The sequence below is a fragment of the Stutzerimonas stutzeri genome (genome assembly GCF_051028275.1).
Lineage (GTDB): Bacteria > Pseudomonadota > Gammaproteobacteria > Pseudomonadales > Pseudomonadaceae > Stutzerimonas > Stutzerimonas stutzeri_AS.
In genome coordinates, this window is sequence record NZ_CP069269.1 from 4,105,794 (window position 1) to 4,129,704 (window position 23,911).

A 23,911-nucleotide genomic window follows, 5' to 3' on the forward strand; every position below is an offset into this window, starting at 1 on the left:
GCTTACTCGACGGTCTGTTCGCGGAACAACTGAACCTGCAGGTCGCCATCGGTAGACATCTCGCGAACCACCGCCATGATGTCCTTGCGCACCTGCTCGACCCGCGACAATGGCACCGGGCCCTGGCGACGATTGATCGATTCCATCTGCTGCGCCTGCCGTTTGGGCAGCGCGCCCTGGATGGCCTTGACCAGCGCGGGCTCGGCGCCCTTGAGGGCGACCACCCACTCCTCCAGCGGGATCACTTCCAGCAGCGTCTGCAGCACGTCCTGGTTCTGTCGCGAGAGGATGAAGAAGTCATACATTTCATCTTCGATCTTGCCGACCAGCTCTTCGTTGTGCGCGCGCAGCAGCTCGAACATCTGGTCACGGTTGCCCTTGAAGCGGTTCATGATGTCTGCCGCCTGCTTCACGCCGCGCACCTGCGAGCCCTGATTCGACAGCACTTGCAGGCTGCGGTCGATCAGCTGCTCGAGCTCAGCGATAACGTCGCTGTTGACCTCGTTGAGGTTGGCGATACGGTAGAGCAACTCGTCCTGACGCTCGGCCGGCATGCACTCCAGCACGTCGGTGGCCATGCCCGGTGGCAGGAAAGCGAGGAATACCGCCTGCATCTGCGCGTGCTCCTTGGCAATCAGCGCAGCGAATTGCTTGGGGTCGAGCCACTCCATCTTCGCCATCTTGGCGCGGATTTCCTCACCGTAGATGGAGTCGAGCAGCGAACGGGTGATGTCGCCGCCCAGCGCCTTGCCCAGCATGCCCGACAGGTACGTGCGCGAGGCGCCCTTGATGCTGCTCTGCTCCTTGTAATCATCGAAGAAGCGGCTGATGACATCGGAAACCATCGGCTGCTTGACGTTGGACAGACGCGCCATCGCCTGGCTGATGCTGATGATTTCTTCTCGCGAGAAATTGCGCAGGATGCCGGCAGAGATGTCATCACCCATGCTCAGCATGAGAATGGCCGCCTGATCCAGCGAACTCACCGAGCGCAACTGCACCGGGCGTGCCTTGATCTCTCTGCTCGAGCCGGTAACCGACTCAGCTGGCTGGGTTGAGGTCTCTTTCATTGCGGCCTATCCAATGCTTGATGACTTCCGAAACACGTTCCGGGTCGTTCTTGGCGAGCATCTGCAAATGCTCGATTTGTAGCTCCAGCCCCGAACCAGGCGCCGGCAGACGAATTTCCGAGAGCGGATTGAGTTCGCCGAATACATGTATGCCGTCACCGCTGGGCCGTGGGCTGGCCAGTGCGGCGCGCGTCTCGGCCTCGATGGGCGTCGGCCCCGGCGCAGCCGCCAAAGTGCCTTCCAGTGCAACCGGATCATTCTGGGCTGGCGCATTGCGCTGGGTCAGGCTGCGAACGGCAGGACGTACCACGATCAGCAACAGCAGCAGCGCAATCAGGCCGGCAACACCAAGTTTGGCCAGGGCGTGCACCTGATTGTTTTCCCACCACGGCACTTCTTCGGTGACGGTTTCAACCGCGGCGAAGGGCAGCACGCTGAGCGTCAGCAGGTCGCCGCGCGCCTCTTTGAAGCCGACGGCGCTGCGTACCATGGCTTCAAGTTCAGCGCGGGCCTCATCGCTCCAGCCACCTTCTGGCGCGGCTGCAGCGTTGAGCACCACAGCCACACTCTGCTGGCGCAGGGCGAAACCAGCGTGCTTTACATGGATCACGGTCTGGTCGTAGTCCAGTTGACGGGTGGATTCTTCGCGCAGCGACGTTGCGCCCTTGGTCTCGCCCTCGGCCGGCTTGGCCTCTTCGCCTTCCTTCGGCGGGGCGACTGGCCGGTTCGCCAAGGAGCCAGGCACGCCGAGCGCGAGCTGATCCAGCGCACTTTCGTTGCTCAGCACTTCGCGACGCAGACGTGGGGTTTCGCCGTAAGACTGCAGCGTTTCTTCCTTCTCGCTGAAGTCGATGTCTGCCGCGACGCTGATACGGTAGTTACCGCTGCCCAGCACCGGCGCCAGTACTTCTTCGATATTGGCCACCGCCTTCCGCTGATAATCCTCTACGGCTCCCCAGCTCTGCGCCGGGCCACCGCCCACGTTCAAGCCGCGCGACAGCAGTGCGCCATATTGGTCGACCACGCCGACATCTTCGGGCTTGAGGTTAGGCACGCTGCCGGCCACGAGGTTGACGATCGCGCCCACCTGATCGGGGCTGAGCTTGTAACCGGGCTCCAGCTGCACCATCACCGAGGATTTGGTCGGTGCGCGCTTGCTGACCACGAAAGAGCTGTTTTCTTCCTGGGCCAGATGGACACGGGCGTGCTGAATGCCTTTGAGCGACATCACGGTGCGGGCCAGCTCGCCTTCCAGGCTGCGCTTGAGACGCACGTCCTGCACGAACTGACTAGTGCCCAGCGGCTCCTCCTTGTCGAACAGCTCGTAGCCGGCCGGCAGTGCAACTTTCACACCCTTGGCTGCGAGCAGCATCCGCGCGCGCGACAGCTGGTCCTCACGCACCAGGATCTGCCCACTTTGTGGATGAATGCGGTATTGCACGGCCTCGGCATCGAGGACTTGCATCACCTCGGCGACCGGAAAGGCTTCACCTGCACCATGCAACGGCCGGAAGGAGCCATTGTCGCGCCAGAGGTAAAAGGCCACGGCCACCGCCAGCGCGGCGGCGATCACCGCCATGCCCGCGAGCATCACCCGTGGGTCTAGCTGGAGGCCGCCGGCAGGCAGCTTGCTTTTGATTGTCTGCAGCACGTCTTAGCTCTCACGCCGGATCAAAGCGGCATTCTCATGACGTCGTCAAACGCCGTGGTCAGTTTGTTGCGCACCTGGAGCAACGCGGAAAACGACACGCTGGCCTTCTGGCTGTCGATCATCGCGCCCACCAGGTCGTCACTCTTGCCGCTGTCCACCGCGGCCACCGCAGCGCTGGCATGATGTTGCTGGGCATCGACCGACCGCATCGCCGCCATGAACAGCCCGCCCGCATCGGGCGCCGCCTGGTCAGCCGGCCTGATGGTCGCGCCGGAGGCGACACCCTGGAGCTGCTGCATCCGGCCCAGCAGGTCCTGCTGTACCTGAGTGATTGAACTCATCGCTGGCTCTCCCCTTGCCTTGTTTAGATCAGAAATTCAGCTCGATGCCCTGCTCGCGCATGGCATTGAGGCGGTAACGCAAGGCGCGTGAGGTCATGCCAAGGCTCGCTGCCGCCTTGGTCTTATGCCCGTCGAACTTGCGGATGGTGTCGATAACATGCTGGTACTCGGCCCACTTGCCACTGGCGCGCAGGGCCGCCTTGCCGGTCTCGACCGTGGGCAGCGGCAGCCGCTCGACACGCGCTTCGGCTTGTGCCGGTGCGGCCAGGCCAAGATCCTGCGGCTGGATGAACAGGCCGTTGCGCAGTACCAAAGCGCGCTGCACGGTGTTTTCCAGTTCACGAGCGTTACCCGGCCAGTCATGCTGCAGCAGGGCGCGGCAGGCATCGCTGGTGAACAGCTCCTCGTCGGCTTCCTGCGGCGCATACTTGGCGACGAAGCGGCGAGCCAGCGGCAGCACATCTTCCTTGCGCTCGCGCAACGGGCTGATGTGCAGCGGCAGCACGTCGAGACGGAACATCAGGTCGGCGCGGAAGCGCCCTTGCGCCACTTCCACCTGCAGGTCGCGGTTGGTGGCGGCGATGATTCGCACGTTGAGTTCGATTTCCTTGCGCCCACCGAGGCGCTCCACACGCTGCTCCTGGAGCACGCGCAGCAGCTTGGCTTGCAATCCCAGCGGCAGCTCACCGATCTCATCGAGCAGCAGGGTGCCGCCATTGGCCAGCTCGAACTTGCCGGGCTGGGCCGTCACCGCGCCGGTAAAAGCGCCCTTTTCATGGCCGAACAGAATCGATTCGAGCATCTGCTCAGGAATCGCCGCGCAGTTCACGGCGATGAAAGGCGCATCGGCGCTGGCCGAGAAACGATGGATATAGCGCGCCATCAGCTCCTTGCCGGTGCCGGTTTCACCGGTTATCAGAATGGGCGCCCGGGTCAGCGATACGCGCTGCGCCATGGCCAGAAGGCGACGACCCGCCTGAGAGCAGGAAACAAAACTTTCCTGTGCGGCGTCAGCGAATTCCTGTCGACGCAACAATGCGCTTAATTGGCCTTCGCTGAATGGCGACAACAAGTAATCGACACATCCCAGTTCAAGTAAGGCGGCAGCCTTTTCCTGATCGGCGTATTGGACGACGGGGATAACGCTGATGGAGCGCCCGCGGCGAATCAATGAATCGACCTGCGTATATAAAGCGGGCTGTTGCATGCCACTGATAACAATGAAAACCAGCGATGCGCCCTTCAGCGCGGCATTATCCAGATCATTCAGACCAGCATAGGAAAATACCGCACAGCCCTCCTTGCGCAGTCCTGCTTCAAGGAACTCGCAACCCGGCTCTGCGGAATCCCCGACAATAAGGATTTTCTTGCGCGCCGGCGCCGGAGCGTAAAGCTCATCGCGGGAGTAGTTCATTGCATGACTGACACTATTCAATGTGACCACCTTGGCGTTGTTACGCCTGTTGCTCGAGCACAACGCCGGATTCGCTAAAAAATTATTTAAGTCTTTCGGAACTTCAGTCGCCTTGTCTGTCCAACTCGCCATACAAGAGGGATTCCACGCTCGACTGTCCTCGAAACCATTGCGCGCACGCTAACAACCCCACCTGGAGCTGCCTAATCAGTTCCGCTAAATTAAAATCAAAAGCTCATCAGTGATCTCAAAAAAGATCAATTGATACCTATTGATTTAATTCTTCCTCGCGCCCAAGCCTAGACTGGCGGCACGCTAGAGCCGTGCCCGTGACTTCAGGCATCGCACACCCGCCCTGGCCAAACCTTCTTCTGCTTATACCCGCACGATTGGCACCTGCCCGTCGTGCAAGAACCAGGAACTACCGTTCACAACATGTCTGGCAATTCAAAAGTCCACCATGGCGTGCCCGCCCAAAGCCTGACTGTATTAAAACCGCAGAAGCTTGGCCGGCATCATCACAAGATTCCACAGTTCATCAAGGAAACCACCAACAAGAATCCCCGCTTGATTGGCGATTACTTTCTGCGCAATTACCGGATCAGCCTGGAGCTGAGCAAAGTTGATGTGCAGGAGCCGGCAAATAAAACACCGGAATGTATCTACAGATCGCCGATGGGGAAAGTTGGCTTTTCTATTGACCGGGCACTGCTTACCGAGGCACTCGAGTGCTATTACGGCGGAACGATAGTGCCTAGCCAGGAAGCACCACCGATCAGCACTTCCGAACAACGGATGCGCGATCGCTTGGGCCTGGATCTGACCTATATCTTTGCGCGCTCAGTATTATCCGGCGAAACATTCGGCGAACTCGAACGCTACGAAAACGACTACGAAGAAACCACTTGGGAGTATGTCGCTGAGTTCGAATATATCAGCCACCTGACCAATAGCCGCTCATCGGTTTTCATTTATCTGAATACCGATCTGGTCGATGAACTCACAAGTCGCCTAGCCGGCCCGTTGCCTGCTCGGCTGACCGGCAACCCGGTGGATCACATCAAGCATCTGCCGGTGCGCCTGGATTGCGTAGTCGCCTCTGTACAGATGCCGCTGTCGCAGGTGCTCGGCCTGCAGCTCAACGACATTCTCATGGTGCGCCCGCTGGACCGTTACGAAGTTCGGATCAACCAGCAGAAGCTCTATCGGGGGACTGTCTTCGAAGAAGACGGCGCCTTGTTCCTCACTTCACTTGAAAGCGTGAAATCCCAATGACCGGTCAACTGTCCGACAACGAATTCGAGAACCTCATCAACGAGGGCGACCTGAGCCTCGACGGCACCGACGAGCCAGCGGCTGCACCTGCCCCCCAGCCACAGGCGCCCCGCCAGGACCTCAGCTTCTTCGGCAAGATCCCGGTGAACGTCACGCTGGAAGTGGCGTCCGCCGAAATCTCGCTGAAAGAACTGATGGAGTGCGATACCAGCAGCGTCATCGTGCTCGACAAGGTTGCTGGCGAGCCGCTGGACGTCAAGGTCAATGGCACCCTGTTCGCCAAGGCCGAGGTGGTGGTGATGAACGGCAGCTACGGGCTGCGTATCGTCGAGCTTTCCGGTGTCGGCCTGGATGCGCTGACGCAATGAAGCTGCGCCGCGGGCTGTCGCTGCTGTGCCTGTTGCTGATCAGCCTGTTTCCGCTGGCAGCCCTGGCCGATAACGGCGAAATCACGCTGTTCAACCTGAACGATACGGAGAACGGCCAGGAATTCAGCATCAAGCTGCAGATCCTGATCATCATGACGCTGCTGGGCTTCCTGCCGGCGATGCTGATGATGATGACCTGTTTCACCCGCTTCATCATCGTGCTGGCCATCCTGCGCCAGGCCATCGGCCTGCAGCAGAGCCCACCGAACCAGGTGCTGGTCGGTATCGCGCTGATCGTCACTCTGCTGGTGATGCGCCCGGTGTGGCAGGAAATCCATAACGCCGCTTTCGAGCCGTTCCAGAACGACGAGATCAGCCTGGAGCAGGCACTGGAAGTCTCCAAGGACAGCCTGTCGGGCTTCATGCTGGCGCAGACCAATAAGAACTCGCTGGAAACCATGGTTGCCCTGGCCGGCGAAGAAGTGCCTGAGAACCTCGACGATCTGGACTTTTCGCTGCTGCTGCCGGCGTTCGTGCTGAGTGAGCTGAAAACTGCGTTTCAGCTGGGCTTCATGATCTTCGTGCCGTTCCTGGTGATCGACTTGGTGGTCGCCAGCGTACTGATGGCGATGGGCATGATGATGCTCTCGCCGATGATGATCTCGCTGCCATTCAAGTTGATGGTGTTTGTGTTGGTGGATGGGTGGGCGTTGTTGATGGGGACCCTGACCACCAGTATCCAGCCGTTTTAGGGGGCGCCGTGAACAGTCGCTCTCCTTATGCCTTAACCGCTGAACGGCCTGTCGCTTTTCGTAGGAGCGTAGGGGGACGCCTAGTCTTTGCTTGCGATCACAAGCTGGCGGCTCGTACCTCTTCGTATAACGCCGCGCTTTCCTCGGCTGGGGCTACAGGTTTCGCCCTGCACGGCGAGTCACTTTTTCCAAACGCCGAAAAAGTAACCAAAAACGCTTGCCCCTCCATCCGGGTCTCGCTGCGCTCGACTTCCCTCATTCCATCGCTGCTCCGAGGGTCGCCGCGCAAAGGCCATCCGTGGCCCTTCACGGCTCTCGCGGCATCCATGCCGCTCGCCCCTCTGCGCAGCGATTCCATTCGGCCTCCTGAAAGGGGCGTTCGGCGTCGTCTGGCAGGCCGTGCAATGGAAAAGCCAGGAATCGTTTCGAGCCGAGGTCACCTAATCAACGGCGGTCAAAAGTTCGTAGGGCGAAAAACTGCGAAGCATTTTCCACCGCAATCGTCGCCGCGATCGGTATCGAACGTTGCCGGCGAAAACCGGTGGGTAAGCTTCGCATTACCCACGCTACATAAGGACTCTGTAAACGCGTCATCGCACGGCTCATCAGACGCCACCGAATCGCACCTTTCAGAAGGCCGAGCGCAGGTGGCGTGGAAGGGGTTGAGCGGCATGGATGCCGCGAGAGCCGCGATGGGCCAGGGATGGCCCTTCGCGGCGGGCCCCTGGAACGCCACCGGAGCGAGGGAAGTCGAGCGCAGCGAGACCCGCATGCAGGGGCAAGACTTTTTGGTTCCTTTTGGGGCGACTGCCAAAAGGGACTCGCCCAGCAGGGCGAAACCACTGCCTCAGCCAACCACAACAAAGAGCCATTACACCCGAGGCCAAAGCCACTACCGGCTCGCCGCGACCTGTAGCGGCTGTATCACCTCCCAGGTGCTCCCATGCTAACCCCCGACACCGCCGTCAACATCGTCTCCAACGCTATCCACGTCATCGTGCTGGTGGTCTGCGTGCTGGTGGTGCCGAGCCTGCTCGGTGGCCTGCTGATCAGCATTTTCCAGGCCGCCACCCAGATCAACGAACAGATGCTGAGCTTCCTCCCACGCCTGCTGATCACCCTCGGCATGCTGGTGTTCGCCGGGCACTGGATCCTGCGCACCTTCAGCGACCTGTTCATCGAAACCTTCACCCAAGCCGGGCGGCTGGTCGGCTAGCCGTGGGCAACGAACCCATCGTGCAGGCCGGTCAGTACCTGCAGACGCTACTGGGCTACTGGTGGCCGTTCTGCCGGATCATGGCCGTGTTCAGCCTGGCGCCGATGTTCAGTCATAAATCGTTGAGCATCCGCGTGCGGGTGTTGCTGGCCATCGCCCTGACGGTGGTACTCACCGCCGCCCTGCCGCCGACCGCGCCTATCGACCCGCTGTCCATGAAGGGCATTCTCACTGCGCTGGAGCAGATCGCCATGGGCCTGTTGCTGGGCGTGGCGCTGATGCTGGTGTTCACGGTCTTCACGCTGATCGGTGACATCGTCTCGACGCAGCTGGGCCTGTCCATGGCCGTGTTCAACGACCCCATGAACGGCGTGTCCTCGGCCTCCATCGTCTACCAGCTGTACTTCATCATGCTGGCACTGCTGTTTTTCGCCACTGACGGCCATCTGGTGATCGTCACCATCATCTACCAGAGCTTTATCTTCTGGCCGATCGGCAGTGGCATTCATTTCGACGGACTGCAGACCATTGCGCTGTCCTTGAGCTGGGTGATTTCCGCCGCGCTGCTGATCGCCCTGCCCATCGTCTTCTGCATGACGCTGGTGCAGTTCTGCTTTGGCTTGCTCAACCGCATTTCGCCGGCGATGAACCTGTTCTCGCTAGGCTTTCCCATGGCGATCATCGCTGGGCTGGTGCTGATCTACCTGACCCTGCCGAATCTGTCAGAAGCCTACCTGCACCTGACCCGCGAGCTGCTGGGCAACATGGGTGAGATCTTGCGGAGCGGCCGCAATGTCTGAGAACAGCACCCAGGACAAAACAGAAGAGGCCTCCGAGCAGAAACTCAAGAAGAGTCGCGACGATGGCCAGGTCACCCGCTCCAAGGACGTCGCGACCACCGTCTCGTTGCTGGCGACGCTGCTGGTGCTGAAGTTCAGCTTCGGCTTCTTTTTCGATGGCTTGCAGCAGGCGTTCAGCTATTCGTACATCAACTTTCATCACAGCGAGATGACGCTCGATGACCTGCAACTCATCCTCACCCACAACCTGCTGGTGTTCATCGCCGTGCTGTTGCCGTTGCTGGTGACCCCTATACTGGTGATCGCCTTCGCGCTCGTACCGGGCGGCTGGGTGTTCGCGTCCAAGAACTTCGCTCCCAAGTTCAGCAAACTCAACCCCATTTCCGGCCTGGGGCGGATGGTTGGCGCGCAGAACTGGGCCGAGCTGCTCAAGTCACTCCTGAAGATCGCCACCCTGCTCGGCGTTGCCGTCGGCCAGCTCTATTACGCTGCGCCCAAGCTGATCGCCCTGCAACGCAGCGACATCAGCAACGCCATCGGAAGTGCCTTTTCGCTGACGTTCGATCTGGCGATCGTGTTGCTGATGGTCTTTCTGCTGTTCTCGCTGATCGATATCCCGCTGCAGCGCTTCTTCTTCCTGAAAAAGATGCGTATGACCAAGCAGGAGCGCAAGGAAGAGCACAAGAACCAGGAAGGCCGACCCGAAGTGAAGGCGCGGATCAAGCAGCTGCAGCGCCAGCTGGCCCAGCGGCAGATCAGTCGCGTGATCAAGGATGCCGACGTGGTGATCGTCAACCCGACGCATTATGCCGTTGCGCTCAAGTACGACCCGAAGAAGGCCGAAACACCCTTCGTCATTGCGCGCGGTGTCGATGAAACGGCGCTGTACATCCGCAAGCTGGCCCAGGCCAACAACCTGGAGGTGGTCGAGCTGCCGCCGCTGGCGCGGGCGATTTACTTCAGCACACAGGTCAATCAGCAGATTCCGGCGCCGCTCTACACCGCAGTGGCCCACGTGCTGACCTACATCCTCCAGCTCAAGGCCTGGAAACAAGGCCGCCGGGCCAAGCCCAAGCTGGCGACTGACATGCACATTCCCGAAGAATTGTTCAACCGAGCCCGATCATGAGCCTGATTCAGAAACTGACCCCGACCTTCAGCAGCGGTCGGATTGGGATTCCGCTGATCATCCTGTCGATTCTGGCGATGATCATCCTGCCGCTGCCGCCGCAGCTGCTGGACGTGCTGTTCACCTTCAACATCGCCATGTCGATCCTGGTGTTGCTGGTCAGTGTGTCATCGAAGAGCCCGCTGGATTTCTCGCTGTTCCCGACAGTGATTTTGATCACCACGCTGATGCGCCTGACACTCAACGTCGCCTCCACGCGGGTGGTGCTGCTCGAAGGCCATACCGGCACGGGTGCGGCAGGTAAGGTGATCGAAGCCTTCGGTGAGGTGGTGATCGGCGGCAACTTCATTGTCGGCCTGGTGGTGTTCATCATCCTGATGATCATCAACTTCATCGTCATCACCAAGGGCGGCGAGCGGATCTCGGAAGTGACCGCGCGCTTCACCCTGGACGCCCTGCCGGGCAAACAGATGGCCATCGACGCCGACCTCAACGCCGGCCTCTTGAGCAACGATGAAGCCAAGGCCCGCCGCCAGGAAGTGGCCAAGGAAGCCGACTTCTACGGCGCGATGGATGGTGCCTCCAAGTTCGTCCGCGGCGACGCCATTGCGGGCATCCTGATCCTCTTGATCAACCTGTTCGGCGGCTTCGCCATCGGCGTGTTCGTGCACGATCTGGCAGCCGGTGAAGCCTTCAAGCAGTACGCTTTGCTGACCATCGGTGACGGCCTGGTCGCCCAGATTCCTGCGTTGCTGCTGTCCACCGCGGCGGCGATCATCGTCACCCGCATCAACGAATCCAGCGACATCACCAGCCAGGTCCAGCGTCAGCTGCTGGCCAACCCGGCCTCGCTGTACACCGTAGCCGGCATTCTTTTCGTGCTCGGTCTGGTGCCCGGCATGCCGCACCTGGCATTCATCGGCTTTGCCGCGCTGATCGGCTTCATTGGCTGGAGGGTGTCGCTGCATGAGCCACCGGCCGCTGGCGCCGATCTCAAGGAAATCCAGGCCATCGGCCAGGCGATGGACAAGGAAAAGGCACAGACGCTGGCATGGGAAGACATTCCCTTGGTCGAGCGGCTGTCGATTTCGCTGGGGTACAAGCTGGTCGGTCTGGTCAATGAAGCTTCCGGTGCGCCGCTGCCGGCTCGGGTGCGTGGTGTGCGCCAAACCTTGTCCGAGCATCTGGGCTTCCTGCTGCCAGAAGTGCAGATCCGCGACAGCTTGCGGCTCAAGGCTTCGCAATACGACATCTACATCAATGGCGAAAAGATTGACGGCGCCGAGCTGCACGCCGACCGTCTGATGGCGATTCCGTCGCCGGAGCTTTATGGCGAGATCGATGGCATTCTCGGCACTGACCCCGCGTACCGCATGCAGGTGGTCTGGATTCAACCGTCGGACAAATCCCGCGCGCTGAACCTCGGTTATCAGGTTATCGACTGCGCCAGCGTGGTCGCCACGCACCTGAACAAGGTGGTGCGCGAGCACCTGCCAGACCTGTTCAAGCATGACGACGTCGAGCACCTGATGCAGCGCCTGACCCTTCAGGCACCCAAGCTGGCCGAAAGCTTGAAGAATGCACTGAGCTACACCCAACAGATGCGGGTGTATCGTCAGCTGTTGCTGGAAGAGGTGCCGCTGCGTGACATCGAAACCATCGCCAGCACCCTGCTTGAATGCAGCGAAACCACCAAAGACCCGGTGCTGCTGGCTGCGGATGTGCGTTATGCCCTGCGCCGCAGCATCGTTTCGATGATTGCCGGGGATCGTCGCGAACTGGCGGTCTTCGTCCTGGAAAATGCGCTGGAGAACACCCTGCTCAACGCCCTTGCCATCGCTCAGCAGGCCGGTCAGGTCAGCCTGGACAACATTCCCGTGGAACCGAGCCTGCTCAACCAGCTGCAGAACAGCATGCCGGTGGTGAAGGAAAAGCTGCGCAAAGACGGTCACCCACCGATCCTCACCGTGATGCCACAGCTGCGTCCGCTGCTGTCGCGCTACGCACGGGTGTTCAGCCCAGGGCTGCACGTGCTGTCGCAGAACGAGATTCCGGATCGGGTTGGGGTGAACATTCTCGGCACGCTGGGTTAACTGTTCCAGCGGCCCGCGTGACGCGTCAGGCCGGGGATCGCCAGCAAGCTGGCTCCTACAGGTGCGGAGCTCGCCCAAGGGGCTGCTCCCGTAGGAGCGAGCTTGCTCGCGAAAGATCAGGAGACGATGCCGCAGCCGTGTCCGTTGCGGTCGCTCCACCCGAGGGGTCGCTCGGTTCGCCAGCAAGCTGGCTCCTATAGGTGCGGAGCTCGCCCAAGGGCTGCGCCTGTAGGAGCGAGCTTGCTCGCGATCACGGTCCCTTGGTGCTCAAGCTGCCAGCAGCGTTTGCCTACACCCCTCAGGGCCAACGAGGGCCGCTTGAATCGCCTAAAGATTCTCAGCCAGAAACACCAGACTACGCCCATGCGCCAGCGCCGCAGCGTTCTGGTTGTACATCGGCCGCGCCCAGCAGTTGAAGCCGTGGTCAACGCCCGGGTAGGTCTCGATCTGCGCCTGGCCGACCTGCGCCATCTTTTCCTGCACGGCGGCCACCGCATCGCTGTCGATGTGGTCGTCTTCCTCGGCAAAGTGGAACAGCGTCGGGCACTTGATGTTCGCGGCCTGATCCAGACGCTTTTCGATGCTGCCGGGGTAGTAGCAGACGGCGGCATCGACGCCTGAGTGGGCAGCCAACAGGTAGGACAGCACACCGCCCATGCAGTAACCCACCGAGGCCACACGTCCATTGCAGTCGTCGCGCTCACGAAGCAGCTCGGCACTGCGGCGCAGGTCGTCGATGGCGAGGTCGAAGTCCAGCGCTTTCATCAGGGCAAACGCCCGTTCCCAGTCGTCGCCGTCATAGCCGAGCTTGACGCCTGGCTCACTGCGCCAGAACAGGTCCGGCGCCAACACCACGTAACCATCGGATGCGTACTGGTCGGCGACGGACTGGATGTGCTCGTTGACACCGAAGATTTCCTGAATCAGCACGATGCCGGGGCCATGGCCCGCCGGCGGCAGTGCCAGGTAGCCCTTGAAGGTGTTGCCGTCTTGCGCGGGTATGTCGATCCACTGTGAAGTCATGCCTGTCTCCATTGGGTTGCGAGTTACCGGACCTTATCAGGCGCACCGAAGAGCACCGGTCGAACAGGTGCGACAGGTCAGAGGGTGTCGAGTTCGCGCCAGCTCATCCTTCGTACTCGGAAATGATGAACTCACCGGAGGCGTCCAGCACCACTCGGTACAGCGTATCGAACCCTTCTCCGAGTGTCGGTCGCTGCAGCCGTTTGAGCGTGCCGAACAGCCCCGCTGGCGGGATTTGTCGGACGCGGCTTTCGTTGCGCGCTGCGCAGCCGCGCGGGTCGGGTTCAAAGAAGTAACCGATCACGCGAAAGCCGGCGCCCCGCGCCGGGCCGATATAGGCGGCACGCTCGGCGATGCTGGGGTTAGTGTTGTCGATCACGAGCCGTTGCTGGGTTTGCAGGCACGCCTGGAACAGGGTCCGCTCGCGATAACGAGTACGCAGCATGTCCAGGTTCAGACGCAGGTGAGTATCGAAGAACTGCCGCCGATAGAAGGTGGACTTGCCGGCCGCCTGGATACCAATGAGCAGAATCATTTCCACTGGATTTGCCTATATAGGAGCCATGTTCCGGCGATGTTCTTTGGGCGCCTGCAGGCGGACCGCGTTCAATAGCGTTTCGCCGCCCGTCATCACGGCAGAGGCGACGCGGAACATTCCGCCGCGGGCCTCGGGTCAGAGCTTCTGACTCGGCAGCCCGGCATCCATTAACATGCCAGCCTTGCTCAAAACAGCTCAAAACAGCTCAAAACGGAGACGACCGATGCCCCAGGCGCCCGCGCCAGACACCCGACCCACGAGCGGCGAGCCGAACAACCCGCGCCTTTATCGCAAGATCGCCTGGCGGCTGATTCCGTTTCTCTGCTTTTGCTACCTGGCGGCTTATCTGGACCGCATCAATGTCGGCTTCGCCAAGTTGCAGATGGCCGAGCAGTTGCAGCTCAGCGAAGCGGCGTTCGGCCTTGGTGCAGGCCTGTTCTTCGTGGGCTATATCCTCTTCGAAGTACCCAGCAACCTAATCCTCAAGCGCGTCGGTGCGCGGGTCTGGATCGCCCGGATCATGATCACATGGGGCGTGCTGTCCGCCTGCACCATGCTGGTCACCACACCCACCCAGTTCTACGTGGTGCGCCTGCTACTGGGCGTCGCCGAGGCGGGCTTCCTGCCGGGCGTGCTCTATTACCTGACGTTGTGGTTCCCGACCTATCGCCGTGGGCGAATCATTGCGCTGTTCATGATCGGCCTGCCGCTGTCGAGCGTGATCGGCGCGCCTTTGTCCGGATGGATTCTCGGTGCGTTCGATCAGGTGCAAGGCCTGTATGGCTGGCAATGGCTGTTCCTGCTGGAGGGCATCCCAAGCGTGATGCTCGGGTTGTTGGCGCTGCGCATGCTGCCAGACGGTCCGAAGCGCGCCGACTGGTTGGACATCCAAGAGCAGGGCCAGGTGCTGCGCGACCTGACCCTCGATGAGGCGCAGAGCCCTGCCAGCGGCGAGACCTTTCGTCAGGGGTTCTTCAACCTCAAGGTGTGGATGCTGGGCGGTATCGATTTCGCGATTCTGCTGAGCGCCTATGCCCTGGGCTTCTGGATGCCGACATTCATCCGCAACGCCGGCGTCAGCGATGTCTCGGACATTGGCCTGCTGACTGCTGTGCCCAGCATCGCCGCGGTGCTCGGCATGCTCGTGCTGGGTGCCAGCTCCGACCGTTTCCGGGAACGGCGCTGGCACATCATTCTGCCGTTCTGGATTGGCGCTGCGGCGATGGCAACCAGTACCGCATTCACCGATAACGTGATGGCAACAGTCCTGCTGTTCTCCATCGCTCAGGCCGCGATCATCGGCGCCGTTCCGGTGTTTTTCAGCCTGCCGGCGACCTTTCTCACTGGCACCGCGGCGGCGACCGGCTTCGCCCTGGCCTGCTCGTTGGCGAACATTGCCGGGCTGGTCAGCAATACGCTGATTGGCGTCACGCTCGATATCACCGGAGAAAGCGGTGTGGCGCTGTGGTTTTTCGCGGCGTGTCTGGTGCTCGGCTCGCTGCTGGTCATCGCGTTGCCGGCCAAGGTGGTGAATCGCTAATCGCGCCGCTTGGGCATCAACTCCCCAATCAACCGGGTGTAGTCATCGCTCGGGCGATCCAGGGAAAAGCCCATTTCAAAACTGTCGCGACGGGAGTCCTTGCGCACCCACTGGCAGAGCACCACGACCTGCACTTCACGGGTTCGATCACCTACGGTCGGCACATGGAGGCACATTTCATAGCAGCCGCTCATGCCCAAAGGCTGCTTCGCGACCAGCCTTAACCCGCCAATCGACAGGTCAGCCACATAGCCCATAGGGTCGCCGCTGAGTCGATTGGTGACCTGGATACGGCTGAGGTGGCGAAAGGTGAGTCGGCTGTGTTGGCGCATGTCGAGGCTCTGGCAGTCCTTTTTCCTGTCACGCGACACGCCGGGAGCGTCCTCCCGAGCATGGCCGTGGCAGTGTACTTAAAGGCTGCAGGCGACCAAAACACAACGGAACTTAAGCGCTCGCCCGATTTTATTTTCAGGCAGCGGAGCGGGGGGCTGACCCACGCTCCGCTATGGACTAACGCTCGGGGCGATTCTGCTTGTCGCGCTTCACCGCGTCTTCATCGCTTACCTCGTCCGCCATTCCCGGCGGGACGTTGTAAGCGCCGCCTGGTACATCGTCACGGTCGCCGCCGGCGGCTTCGCCGTTAGTGGTCCGGCTCGCCTGGTCGACACGCTCATCGTTGCGGTCGTTGATCGTCTTCAGATTTTCCGTGCCGCGTTCAGATTGATTCATGGGACCTCCGTCTGGTTGCGCATTCGGACACCGCTCGGCATCCCCATAGGTTAGGAAGACGCCCAATCGAAGAAGTTGCATCAGGTTTTTCCGAGATAGCCGGCCATTCGGCAGGCGCGCTGAACTTATCCGGCACACCGACGGCCCAAAAATCATCTGGGGGTTTCCCCACTGCCGCCGTGTGAACCTATGCAACTGAATCGAAGCCTGCCCGTCGATACCACTCCCGTGACTTGCGAGGTGGCAGCGCCATCCAGGGCGCTTTACTTCGCCCTGCTGGATGCGCCCGACGACGCAGCCGTCCGTAACCGCGCCGTTGACTATCTCAATGCACAGCTGGATGAGGCATCCGCGCTGCCCTGCGACCTGCCGCCAGATCCGGCCGGGCTCGCGGACTGGCTGGACGCGCATACCGCCAAGGTCGGTGGGCAGTATCAGGCCTACCTCGACGCGCGTCGCGCCGGCGGTCCACGCCGCTACTTCACGAGCAAGGCCCATGCACTGCACTTTCTGCGTGGCGTAGCGCCGACCAAGCTGGTCGATGGCGCCTGGCTCTATGGGCTGCTGCAGCGTTGGGACGACGCACGCTTCACCTCGTTGATTCAGACCTATCTGGAGGAGTTGGGGGAAGGTCAGCCGGAAAAAAATCACGTGGTGCTCTACCGCAAGCTGCTCGCCAGCCAGGGCTGTGATGACTGGCAGAACCTGGATGACGACAATTTCGTTCAGGGTGCCATACAGCTGGCGCTGGCCGAGCACGCCGAGCAGTTCCTGCCCGAGGTGATCGGGTTCAACCTTGGCTACGAACAGCTCCCGCTGCATCTGCTGATCAGCGCCTACGAGCTGACCGAGCTGGGCATTGATCCCTATTACTTCACCTTGCATGTGACAGTCGACAATGCCGACAACGGCCATGCAAAGAAGGCGATCCAAGGCTTGCTCGCCGCCTGGCCGCAGGTGGGCGACAGCGAAGCATTCTACCGCCGGGTCATGAACGGCTATCGCCTCAATGATCTGGGTGCGAGCACGCTTTCGGTCATCGCGGGCTTCGATCCCGAGCAGGAAGTGGTGCGTGTGCTGGAAAAAAAGGCCGGCGTCGGTCAGTTCGTGCATTCCGACTACTGCCGCTTCGATGGCCGTACCGTGAACCAATGGCTGGCCGAGCCCGAACAGATCCCGCAATTCATCGAGACGCTACAGCAGCGCAGCTGGATAAAACGCAACGAGGATCCGCAAAACAGTCGCTTCTGGCAGCTGATCACCGGGGAACAGGCGCCCATGTTTGGGGTTTTCAGCGCCCACGAGCAACAACTGATCCACGATTGGATTGCCGGCGACTGGCTGGCCCAGCAATCGCCCACCCGAGGCAAGCCGCACCCGTCATTGGCTCAACGCCAAGTGCCGTTCAACAACCGCCGCCGGATGACTACCGAGCGGACGGCGAAGCCGACACTCGTGGATCAGGGGCTTCCGGTAAGCGATTTCGATCAGGAGACCTTGCTGCTCGAACAACAACTGACCCAACTGCCGACACGCGAGGCGCGCATGCGCCACCTGTTGCCGCTGCTGGCTCCGACCCGCCACCACAGCGCAGCGGGACTGCTCGCCACTCGCATCTTCACCGGATTGTTCAACTAAGGCGAACTCGCCAGGGAATCTGACATGACCACGGAAACTGCCCAGGACCGCGCGCTGCTGCAGCTGGTCCAGACGCTGCGCGAGCGCGGCTACCACTTCATCACGCCTACGCCACTGACCCATGAACGGGTCAACGCGCGGGTCGAGAACCAGTTGGCGAAGGACCTGGCGGGCGTCTTCGGCTGGAGCCGCCCGTTTCAGCACGAGCTGCTACCACCGGCGATCTTCAGCCTGATGGATCAAGCGGGCGCGCTTGCACCCTGCGATTCAGGCTGGCGAAGCCGGGTGCGTGTATCGAGCCTCGACGGCCAACTGTTCGTTCACTCCGCCTACCCCACCAACGCAGCGGACGCCGTGTTCTTCGGCCCGGATACTTACCGATTCGCCAATGCGATCCAGGCCCACCTGAACAATCACAAGGGCCACATCGGGCGCGCCGTGGACATCGGTTGCGGCTCCGGCGCCGGGGCGATTCTAACGGCGCTGGCGCGGCCGCAGGCAGAAGTGCTCGCGGTGGACATCAACCCCTCCGCACTGCGCATGACCCGCATCAACGCAGCACTGGCCGGGGCAGACAATCTCAGTGCCCGCCATAGCGATCTGCTCAATGACGTGGACGGTGAATTCGACCTGATCCTCGCCAACCCGCCGTATCTGATCGATCCGGACGAGCGCGCCTATCGACACGGCGGCGGGCCTCTGGGGGCCGGGCTGTCCCTGGCGATATTCGACAGTGCGCTGCAGCGTCTCGCCCCGTGCGGCACCTTGCTGCTCTATACCGGTGTGGCAATGAAGGGCAATCAGGACCCCTTCCGCCGCGAGATAGAACAACGCCTCGAAGGCCGCGGGATGGACTGGCGTTACCGGGAAGTCGACCCCGACGTGTTTGGCGAGGAGCTGCTCGACGGCGCCTATACCGAGTGTGATCGGATCGCAGCAGTGGTGCTGGAAGTGACTCGACCGGCTGATTGAAGCGGCGTGCAGCACGCGACTCGACGCCCAGCAGAAGCGCTTCGCGATTGTATCCTACACCGGCAGCAGCACCAGGCAGGCCGATAGCGTGACAAGCGAGCCAAGCGTCGATAGCAGCACCACGCGCGACACTCTCGACGCCTCGCGTCCGTAGAACTCGGCGAGCATATAGGGGCCGGTCCCGGTAGGGAGCGCGCTCAGCAATAACGCCGAATAGGCCCACAGCGCGGGCAGCTCGAAGACCTGAAATGCTAGGAGCCAGGTGATCAATGGCTGCACCACGAGCTTCAGCGTGACCAGCGGCCATACGCCATTCACGTTGCCCCCCGGCTGCGGCTGCGCCAGGAACAACCCCAGCGAAACCAGCGCACAAGGGGCCGCCGCCGCACCCAACAGCTTCAGCAGCGTCGCGACCGGGACCGGCAGGTCCAACCCAGTCGCCGCCCACACCCCACCCAGCATCGGCGCCACCACCAGTGGGTTGCGCAGCAGCGCGACGCTCACCTTTCGCAGCGTCTGGTTGAAACCCTGCCCGGCATGCAACCCGGTTTCCACGCAAGCCAGCGCAATGGCGAACAGCACGCAGACGACCACAATGCACGCGACCATGGCCGGCTGCAGTGCTTCATCGCCAAGCACCAGCATGCACAGCGGAATGCCGATGTAGCCGGTATTGGCATAGGACGCACCGAGCGCATCGAGGCTGGCGTCAGCCAACGGGTGCTTTTGCCACAGCCGGTAGCCAAGCGTGAAACCGAACACGCCGAGGCAGCCTACCGAGAATGCCGTAATGAAGCCCGGCTGCCAGAGCTGCTGCCAGGTTGAGTTGGCTACGACGCTGAACAACAGCGCCGGCAGCCCAAGCCAGACCACGAACCGATTCAGCTCGGAAGCCCCGGTCGGCCCCATGCGACCGGTACGGCGACAGATAAAGCCTAGAAAGATCAGCGCAAAAACAGGCAGGACAACATTGACGACGGCGGACATGGATTCTCAACGGCAGGTTTACCGACAGCAGGCTGGCTGTGCGGGACAGTTGGGCCGGGGCAAGCCGGCGGCAAACCTTAGCAAAGAATGGATGCGTCGCGGGCTACCGGGCACAGGTCGATAGCTGATGTTCGATGATTTGGCCCAAACGAGATATCGACTGCTGTGATGTCACGGTATCGCCCAGCCGGGCGATACCGTGACATCAGGCCACTCCTTGATTCGCTCTGACCTGAACCTCAATGCAGCATCATCGAAGGGCTGTAGCCGTTCGGCTCGGCGCGCCCGGCCGCGAACTCCGCTTCGACACGGCCACGCATGGCATCAGCGCCCTGCGGGAAACCGCTGCGGTCGCTGTAATCCCACTCAATGACCAGCTGCTCCTCGGTCGCCAAGCCCTTAGCGCAGGAAATATCCAGCGCAGTGATGCCGGCCACAGCACCAGCGGCAATGGCCGCATTGACCTGCTCGGTACCGTTCTCGATGCTCAGGCCCAGGCCGATCAGGTCCAGCGCATCGCCACCGATGCGCCCGTAAATCCAGGGTTTGGGATCATCAGTGAGCAACAGGCCAACGCCTGTGGCGATTTCCCGCGCGCCGCAGGCTCGGATCAGGCCTTCGTTGCCGGGCACACCAAGAAACCGCGCCAGCTTCGCCGGCATCAACACTTCGGCCAGGCCCAGGCCGATGCTGAACCAGCCAAGGCCCCGGGCCAGCGTGCGGGCTGAATGGTTAGTATGGGTGACACGATGTGGAACGCTCATAAAATACCTCCTCAGTAGCGGCCTCGAGTAGCGAGGCCGCACTATCGAGCCCCGTGAGAACGTCGCGCGCATGGGTCAGCCAGGCAATCGGCCGAACACTGCCGTTCTCACAGGGTCAGGCTCAGGGTTTGAGAACCACCTTGATGCAGCCGTCGTGCTTGTCGCGGAAGGTCTTGTACATCTCCGGACCCTGCTCAAGGCTGACGCTGTGGGTGATGACGAAGGATGGGTCGATCTGACCTTCCTGGATGCGCTTGAGCAGGTCGTCGGTCCAGCGGTTGACGTGCGTCTGCCCCATGCGGAAGGTCAGGCCCTTGTTCATCGCCGCGCCGAAGGGGATCTTGTCGATCAGCCCGCCGTAGACGCCAGGAATCGAAATGATGCCCGCCGGGCGGCAGACATAGATCATTTCGCGCAGCACGTGCGGGCGGTCTGTTTCCATCATCAGCGCCTGCTTGGCGCGGTCGTACATGGAATCGATCGAACGCGCCGCGTGCGCCTCCATGCCGACCGAGTCGATGCACTTCTCCGGGCCCTTGCCGCGGGTCAGCTCCTTGAGCCGCTCGAGCACGCTTTCCTCATCGAAATTGATGGTGATGGCACCGCCGGCGCGGGCCATGGAGAGACGCTCGGGCACGTTGTCGATGCAGATGACCTGTTCGGCACCCATCATCACCGCGCTGCGGATAGCGAACTGACCGACCGGGCCGGCGCCCCACACCGCTACCGTGTCGGTGGGCTGGATGTCGCATTGCGCCGCGGCCTGCCAGCCGGTGGGCAGGATGTCGCCGAGAAACAGCACCTGTTCGTCTGTCATGCCGTCCGGGACCACCACGGGGCCGACGTCGGCATAGGGCACACGAACGAACTCGGCCTGTCCCCCAGCGTAGCCGCCGGTAAGGTGGGTGTAGCCATACAAACCGGCGGTGGTGTGGCCGAAGACTTTGTCGGCGACATCCTTGTTGCGGTTGGTGCGCTCACAGACAGAGAAGTTGCCGCGCCGGCACTGGTCGCATTCGCCGCAGACGATGGTGAAAGGCACCACCACGCGGTCACCGACCTTGAGCTTCTTGTTCGCCGAGCCGACTTCCATCACCTCGCCCATGAACTCGTGGCCCATGATGTCGCCGTGCTGCATGCCGGGCATGAAGCCGTCGTACAGGTGCAGGTCGGAGCCGCAGATGGCGCAGGAGGACACCTTGATGATGGCGTCACGCGGGTCCTCGATAGAGGGATCGGGTACGTGGTTGTCACAGCGAATGTCGTGCTTACCGTGCCAGCGAAGGGCTCTCATTGGAAAAATCTCCTGCTTCGGTGTTCGAAAACGCCGCCGTGGTTGTTCTTCCTGATGTCTTCGCCGCGCTGCGGCTGCTGCTCCTGACCCGACTGCTGCCATGCGGCAGGGTGTACGGCGTACGTGCTATCAGATTTTTAGTAAGCAGCGTGCCGGCAGAGTTGCCTGATTTATGCGCAATGAAGCGATATCACCGACGAAGCGTGATCATTCGGTGCCGAGTTGGAACGTTATATCAACTGTTCAGAGCACGTTCGAACCAATGCATCAGGTCTCGGCGCGACGAAGAACACGGATCGCCAGTAAGGACTGGGCGTCCCGCTGGCTTCTAGAGAAAGCGCGGCGATCCGTGCGGGCCTCGTTGCTGTTCAGCCTTTACCCGGGCGGATGGAGGCGTAACCGTTTCGATAACTGGGATATTGCGGCACCCACCCAAGGGCGCGGGCGCGCGCGTTGCTGCAGCGCTTGCTGCCAGCGCGGCGGGTCATGGTCTGTTCGGCCCAATGGGTGACACCCAGCCGTTCACGCAGCCAGTCGACGACTTCGTGCAGCGGCGCGGGGTCGTCATCCACGCCGAGGTAACAGTCTTCGAGAGCGCCCCCGGCCAGATCGGTCTGCAGCAGGCACGCCAGCAGCGCGGCCGCGTCGTCTCGGTGAATGCGGTTGCTGTACTGCGGCGGGTCACGCTCGACCCGCAGCCCCGAACGGACCTGATTCTGCATCCATGGGCGCACCGGATCGTAGAGCCCGGCCATGCGCACTCGCGTCGCCGGAAAACCGCACTCGAGTGCCAGCCGTTCAGCCTCGAGCATCACCTGACCGGTATAGCCCGTGGGCTCGGTGGCCGAGGCTTCATCGATCCACTCACCATCGTTCTGCGCGTAGACCCCGGTGCTGGAAACAAATAAAACGCGCTTCGGCCGTTGTCCCCGCTGCTCCAGCCAGCGAAGCGCATTGCGCAGGTTTTCTACATAGGCCTGGCGATACCCAGGCTCGTCATGCTGATTGGCCGAAGCGGCGTACACCACATAGTCCAGCTTGCCGTTTGGCCAGCCACGCGGTACTTCTGCTGCAGACAAGTCGCCTTTGACCGGCAGAATCGGCACCGGCAGGCTGGCGGCCTCGCGGCGCAGCCCATATACCGTCCAGCCTTCCCGGCTGAGTTTCAGCCCGAGACGACTACCGACGTCGCCGCAACCGGCGATCATTACAGAGGGACGAATTGCCATGGCGGTTGCTCCTTAACCGTGCAGGCCCTCATCCGGCCCGCCTTGCCTGAGTGTACTGCTGTCAGCATATTTCCGCTGATCACCTATAAGGGAACGGCTATTGGCCAGTTGGTTCGAACACGAGCAAAGGCTATGCTAACCAGCACTCTGATGGAATCACACTATGACACTGACCGAACTGCGCTACATCGTCACGCTCGCCCAGGAATCCCACTTCGGCCGCGCGGCCGAACGTTGCCATGTCAGCCAACCGACCCTGTCGGTAGGCGTCAAGAAGCTCGAGGATGAGCTTGGGGTGCTGATTTTCGAGCGGACCAAAAGCGCGGTGCGGCTGACGCCGGTCGGTGAAGGCATCGTGACCCAGGCGCAAAAGGTACTGGAGCAGGCGCAGAGCATTCGTGAGCTGGCCCAGGCCGGCAAGAATCAGCTGGCCGCGCCGCTGAAGGTCGGCGCGATTTACACTGTCGGCCCCTACATGTTCCCGCACCTGATTCCGCAGCTGCATCGCGTGGCGCCGGACATGCCGCTGTATATCGAAGAGAACTTCACCCACATCCTGCGCGACAAGCTGCGCACCGGCGAACTGGACGCGATCATCATCGCGCTGCCCTTCCAGGAAGCCGACGTCCTGACGCTGCCGCTGTATGACGAGCCCTTCTACGTGCTGATGCCTGCCGGCCACCCCTGGGCGAAGCGGGAAACCATCGACAGCGAGATGCTCAACGACAAAAGCTTGCTGCTGTTGGGTGAAGGACATTGCTTTCGCGATCAGGTCCTCGAAGCCTGCCCGACCACGCGCAAGGGCGAGGCGCCGAGCCACACAACGGTCGAGTCCTCGTCGCTGGAAACCATCCGTCACATGGTCGCGTCGGGGCTGGGCGTATCGATCCTGCCGCTCTCTGCAGTGGATAGTCACCACTACTCGGCCGGCGTGCTGGACATCCGTCCGCTGACGCCGCCGGTGCCGTTCCGTACCGTGGCCATTGCCTGGCGCGCCAGCTTCCCACGGCCGAGAGCCATCGAAGTGCTGGCCGACTCCATTCGCCTGTGCTCAGTCGCCAAACCGCCGGCTGCGAACGCCTGAGGCC

General features: G+C 61.6%; 23 protein-coding genes. 11 read left to right on the top strand and 12 right to left on the bottom strand.

Going from position 1 to position 23,911, the window contains the following annotated elements; all coding sequences use genetic code 11:
- Positions 1 to 2 precede the first annotated feature (2 nt).
- Genes JQR87_RS19110 through JQR87_RS19125 form a run of 4 tightly spaced genes read right to left on the bottom strand, consistent with a single transcriptional unit; the run spans position 3 to position 4,476 of the window.
- Positions 3 to 1,070 carry a FliG C-terminal domain-containing protein gene (locus tag JQR87_RS19110; protein WP_407294219.1) on the bottom strand — a complete coding sequence of 356 codons (1,068 nt, stop codon included), beginning with the start codon at positions 1,068 to 1,070 and terminating at the stop codon, positions 3 to 5.
- On the bottom strand, positions 1,042 to 2,721 hold the full coding sequence (gene fliF, locus JQR87_RS19115; RefSeq protein WP_407294217.1) for a flagellar basal-body MS-ring/collar protein FliF: 1,680 nt from the start codon (positions 2,719 to 2,721) through the stop codon (positions 1,042 to 1,044). Before fliF ends, JQR87_RS19110 begins: the two co-directional genes overlap by 29 nt.
- A gap of 20 nt (positions 2,722 to 2,741) precedes the next feature.
- Complete coding sequence (locus tag JQR87_RS19120) at positions 2,742 to 3,062, bottom strand: flagellar hook-basal body complex protein FliE (protein ID WP_407294215.1); 321 nt, start codon at positions 3,060 to 3,062, stop codon at positions 2,742 to 2,744.
- Between the two features lie 28 nt (positions 3,063 to 3,090).
- The gene (locus JQR87_RS19125) at positions 3,091 to 4,476 is read right to left on the bottom strand and encodes a sigma-54 dependent transcriptional regulator (protein WP_407297892.1); all 1,386 of its coding nucleotides are present in this window, start codon (positions 4,474 to 4,476) and stop codon (positions 3,091 to 3,093) included.
- A gap of 435 nt (positions 4,477 to 4,911) precedes the next feature.
- Here JQR87_RS19125 and JQR87_RS19130 point away from each other — a divergent pair, with 435 nt between their 5' ends.
- The 7 genes from JQR87_RS19130 to JQR87_RS19160 all read left to right on the top strand — a co-directional run bounded on the left by JQR87_RS19130 (position 4,912) and on the right by JQR87_RS19160 (position 12,109).
- Positions 4,912 to 5,751 carry a FliM/FliN family flagellar motor switch protein gene (locus tag JQR87_RS19130; RefSeq protein ID WP_407297890.1) on the top strand — a complete coding sequence of 280 codons (840 nt, stop codon included), beginning with the start codon at positions 4,912 to 4,914 and terminating at the stop codon, positions 5,749 to 5,751.
- On the top strand, positions 5,748 to 6,119 hold the full coding sequence (gene fliN, locus JQR87_RS19135) for a flagellar motor switch protein FliN (protein ID WP_046163473.1): 372 nt from the start codon (positions 5,748 to 5,750) through the stop codon (positions 6,117 to 6,119). Before JQR87_RS19130 ends, fliN begins: the two co-directional genes overlap by 4 nt.
- Positions 6,116 to 6,871 (top strand): flagellar type III secretion system pore protein FliP, encoded by a 756-nt coding sequence (fliP, locus tag JQR87_RS19140; RefSeq protein WP_407294214.1) that lies wholly within the window; start codon positions 6,116 to 6,118, stop codon positions 6,869 to 6,871. Before fliN ends, fliP begins: the two co-directional genes overlap by 4 nt.
- Positions 6,872 to 7,814: 943 nt before the next feature.
- Positions 7,815 to 8,087 (top strand): flagellar biosynthetic protein FliQ, encoded by a 273-nt coding sequence (locus JQR87_RS19145; protein ID WP_019342009.1) that lies wholly within the window; start codon positions 7,815 to 7,817, stop codon positions 8,085 to 8,087.
- Between the two features lie 20 nt (positions 8,088 to 8,107).
- Positions 8,108 to 8,887 carry a flagellar biosynthetic protein FliR gene (gene fliR, locus JQR87_RS19150; RefSeq protein WP_407297888.1) on the top strand — a complete coding sequence of 260 codons (780 nt, stop codon included), beginning with the start codon at positions 8,108 to 8,110 and terminating at the stop codon, positions 8,885 to 8,887.
- Positions 8,880 to 10,016 (top strand): flagellar biosynthesis protein FlhB, encoded by a 1,137-nt coding sequence (flhB, locus tag JQR87_RS19155; protein ID WP_407294212.1) that lies wholly within the window; start codon positions 8,880 to 8,882, stop codon positions 10,014 to 10,016. Before fliR ends, flhB begins: the two co-directional genes overlap by 8 nt.
- Positions 10,013 to 12,109: a flagellar biosynthesis protein FlhA gene (locus JQR87_RS19160; RefSeq protein WP_407294210.1), complete on the top strand. Its 2,097-nt coding sequence runs from the start codon at positions 10,013 to 10,015 to the stop codon at positions 12,107 to 12,109. The genes flhB and JQR87_RS19160 overlap by 4 nt, the downstream gene beginning before the upstream one ends.
- A gap of 327 nt (positions 12,110 to 12,436) precedes the next feature.
- On the opposite strand, the gene JQR87_RS19165 is transcribed toward JQR87_RS19160, so the two are convergent.
- Together JQR87_RS19165 and JQR87_RS19170 are read right to left on the bottom strand one after the other, a co-directional pair.
- Positions 12,437 to 13,132: a dienelactone hydrolase family protein gene (locus tag JQR87_RS19165; RefSeq protein WP_407294208.1), complete on the bottom strand. Its 696-nt coding sequence runs from the start codon at positions 13,130 to 13,132 to the stop codon at positions 12,437 to 12,439.
- A gap of 103 nt (positions 13,133 to 13,235) precedes the next feature.
- A complete protein-coding gene (locus tag JQR87_RS19170) occupies positions 13,236 to 13,667 on the bottom strand; it encodes an AAA family ATPase (RefSeq protein ID WP_407297886.1) in 432 nt (143 codons plus the stop codon).
- Positions 13,668 to 13,893: 226 nt separating this feature from the next.
- Here JQR87_RS19170 and JQR87_RS19175 point away from each other — a divergent pair, with 226 nt between their 5' ends.
- Positions 13,894 to 15,210 (top strand): MFS transporter, encoded by a 1,317-nt coding sequence (locus tag JQR87_RS19175; RefSeq protein ID WP_407294207.1) that lies wholly within the window; start codon positions 13,894 to 13,896, stop codon positions 15,208 to 15,210.
- Here the strand turns inward: JQR87_RS19175 and JQR87_RS19180 are convergent.
- Together JQR87_RS19180 and JQR87_RS19185 are read right to left on the bottom strand one after the other, a co-directional pair.
- Positions 15,207 to 15,542, bottom strand: a complete 336-nt coding sequence (locus tag JQR87_RS19180) for a PilZ domain-containing protein (protein ID WP_407294206.1) — start codon at positions 15,540 to 15,542, stop codon at positions 15,207 to 15,209. The two genes, JQR87_RS19175 and JQR87_RS19180, sit on opposite strands and share 4 nt — an antisense overlap.
- Positions 15,543 to 15,720: 178 nt before the next feature.
- Positions 15,721 to 15,939, bottom strand: a complete 219-nt coding sequence (locus tag JQR87_RS19185) for a hypothetical protein (RefSeq protein ID WP_407294205.1) — start codon at positions 15,937 to 15,939, stop codon at positions 15,721 to 15,723.
- Positions 15,940 to 16,128: 189 nt separating this feature from the next.
- Here JQR87_RS19185 and JQR87_RS19190 point away from each other — a divergent pair, with 189 nt between their 5' ends.
- Positions 16,129 to 17,577, top strand: coding sequence for an iron-containing redox enzyme family protein (locus JQR87_RS19190; RefSeq protein ID WP_407294204.1), 1,449 nt, complete (start codon positions 16,129 to 16,131; stop codon positions 17,575 to 17,577).
- A 24-nt stretch (positions 17,578 to 17,601) separates the two neighbouring features.
- Positions 17,602 to 18,549, top strand: coding sequence for a methyltransferase (locus JQR87_RS19195; RefSeq protein WP_407294202.1), 948 nt, complete (start codon positions 17,602 to 17,604; stop codon positions 18,547 to 18,549).
- A 54-nt stretch (positions 18,550 to 18,603) separates the two neighbouring features.
- Here the strand turns inward: JQR87_RS19195 and JQR87_RS19200 are convergent, their stop codons facing one another.
- The 4 genes from JQR87_RS19200 to JQR87_RS19215 all read right to left on the bottom strand — a co-directional run bounded on the left by JQR87_RS19200 (position 18,604) and on the right by JQR87_RS19215 (position 22,823).
- The gene (locus JQR87_RS19200; RefSeq protein ID WP_407294200.1) at positions 18,604 to 19,536 is read right to left on the bottom strand and encodes an AEC family transporter; all 933 of its coding nucleotides are present in this window, start codon (positions 19,534 to 19,536) and stop codon (positions 18,604 to 18,606) included.
- A 239-nt stretch (positions 19,537 to 19,775) separates the two neighbouring features.
- Positions 19,776 to 20,300, bottom strand: coding sequence for a transcriptional regulator (locus tag JQR87_RS19205; RefSeq protein ID WP_407294198.1), 525 nt, complete (start codon positions 20,298 to 20,300; stop codon positions 19,776 to 19,778).
- Between the two features lie 121 nt (positions 20,301 to 20,421).
- Positions 20,422 to 21,594 (bottom strand): zinc-dependent alcohol dehydrogenase, encoded by a 1,173-nt coding sequence (locus JQR87_RS19210; protein WP_407294196.1) that lies wholly within the window; start codon positions 21,592 to 21,594, stop codon positions 20,422 to 20,424.
- A 368-nt stretch (positions 21,595 to 21,962) separates the two neighbouring features.
- Entirely contained in the window at positions 21,963 to 22,823 is an 861-nt protein-coding gene (locus JQR87_RS19215) for an NAD-dependent epimerase/dehydratase family protein (protein ID WP_407294194.1), read from the bottom strand.
- Positions 22,824 to 22,986: 163 nt separating this feature from the next.
- On the opposite strand from JQR87_RS19215, the gene JQR87_RS19220 reads away from it, so the two are divergent.
- A complete protein-coding gene (locus JQR87_RS19220) occupies positions 22,987 to 23,907 on the top strand; it encodes a hydrogen peroxide-inducible genes activator (RefSeq protein WP_407294192.1) in 921 nt (306 codons plus the stop codon).
- Positions 23,908 to 23,911: the final 4 nt, after the last annotated feature.

Bases quoted from the DNA above. Each gene is read 5' to 3' on its own strand.
- JQR87_RS19110 (WP_407294219.1), bottom strand. From the start codon at position 1,070: ATGAAAGAGACCTCAACCCAGCCAGCTGAGTCGGTTACCGGCTCGAGC.
- JQR87_RS19170 (WP_407297886.1), bottom strand. From the start codon at position 13,667: ATGATTCTGCTCATTGGTATCCAGGCGGCCGGCAAGTCCACCTTCTAT.
- flhB (WP_407294212.1), top strand. From the start codon at position 8,880: ATGTCTGAGAACAGCACCCAGGACAAAACAGAAGAGGCCTCCGAGCAG.
- JQR87_RS19185 (WP_407294205.1), bottom strand. From the start codon at position 15,939: ATGAATCAATCTGAACGCGGCACGGAAAATCTGAAGACGATCAACGAC.
- JQR87_RS19175 (WP_407294207.1), top strand. From the start codon at position 13,894: ATGCCCCAGGCGCCCGCGCCAGACACCCGACCCACGAGCGGCGAGCCG.
- JQR87_RS19125 (WP_407297892.1), bottom strand. From the start codon at position 4,476: ATGAACTACTCCCGCGATGAGCTTTACGCTCCGGCGCCGGCGCGCAAG.
- JQR87_RS19165 (WP_407294208.1), bottom strand. From the start codon at position 13,132: ATGACTTCACAGTGGATCGACATACCCGCGCAAGACGGCAACACCTTC.
- JQR87_RS19130 (WP_407297890.1), top strand. From the start codon at position 4,912: ATGTCTGGCAATTCAAAAGTCCACCATGGCGTGCCCGCCCAAAGCCTG.
- JQR87_RS19200 (WP_407294200.1), bottom strand. From the start codon at position 19,536: ATGTCCGCCGTCGTCAATGTTGTCCTGCCTGTTTTTGCGCTGATCTTT.
- JQR87_RS19145 (WP_019342009.1), top strand. From the start codon at position 7,815: ATGCTAACCCCCGACACCGCCGTCAACATCGTCTCCAACGCTATCCAC.
- JQR87_RS19180 (WP_407294206.1), bottom strand. From the start codon at position 15,542: ATGCGCCAACACAGCCGACTCACCTTTCGCCACCTCAGCCGTATCCAG.
- JQR87_RS19215 (WP_407294194.1), bottom strand. From the start codon at position 22,823: ATGGCAATTCGTCCCTCTGTAATGATCGCCGGTTGCGGCGACGTCGGT.
- fliP (WP_407294214.1), top strand. From the start codon at position 6,116: ATGAAGCTGCGCCGCGGGCTGTCGCTGCTGTGCCTGTTGCTGATCAGC.
- JQR87_RS19220 (WP_407294192.1), top strand. From the start codon at position 22,987: ATGACACTGACCGAACTGCGCTACATCGTCACGCTCGCCCAGGAATCC.
- JQR87_RS19190 (WP_407294204.1), top strand. From the start codon at position 16,129: ATGCAACTGAATCGAAGCCTGCCCGTCGATACCACTCCCGTGACTTGC.
- JQR87_RS19205 (WP_407294198.1), bottom strand. From the start codon at position 20,300: ATGAGCGTTCCACATCGTGTCACCCATACTAACCATTCAGCCCGCACG.
- JQR87_RS19195 (WP_407294202.1), top strand. From the start codon at position 17,602: ATGACCACGGAAACTGCCCAGGACCGCGCGCTGCTGCAGCTGGTCCAG.
- fliN (WP_046163473.1), top strand. From the start codon at position 5,748: ATGACCGGTCAACTGTCCGACAACGAATTCGAGAACCTCATCAACGAG.
- JQR87_RS19210 (WP_407294196.1), bottom strand. From the start codon at position 21,594: ATGAGAGCCCTTCGCTGGCACGGTAAGCACGACATTCGCTGTGACAAC.
- JQR87_RS19160 (WP_407294210.1), top strand. From the start codon at position 10,013: ATGAGCCTGATTCAGAAACTGACCCCGACCTTCAGCAGCGGTCGGATT.
- JQR87_RS19120 (WP_407294215.1), bottom strand. From the start codon at position 3,062: ATGAGTTCAATCACTCAGGTACAGCAGGACCTGCTGGGCCGGATGCAG.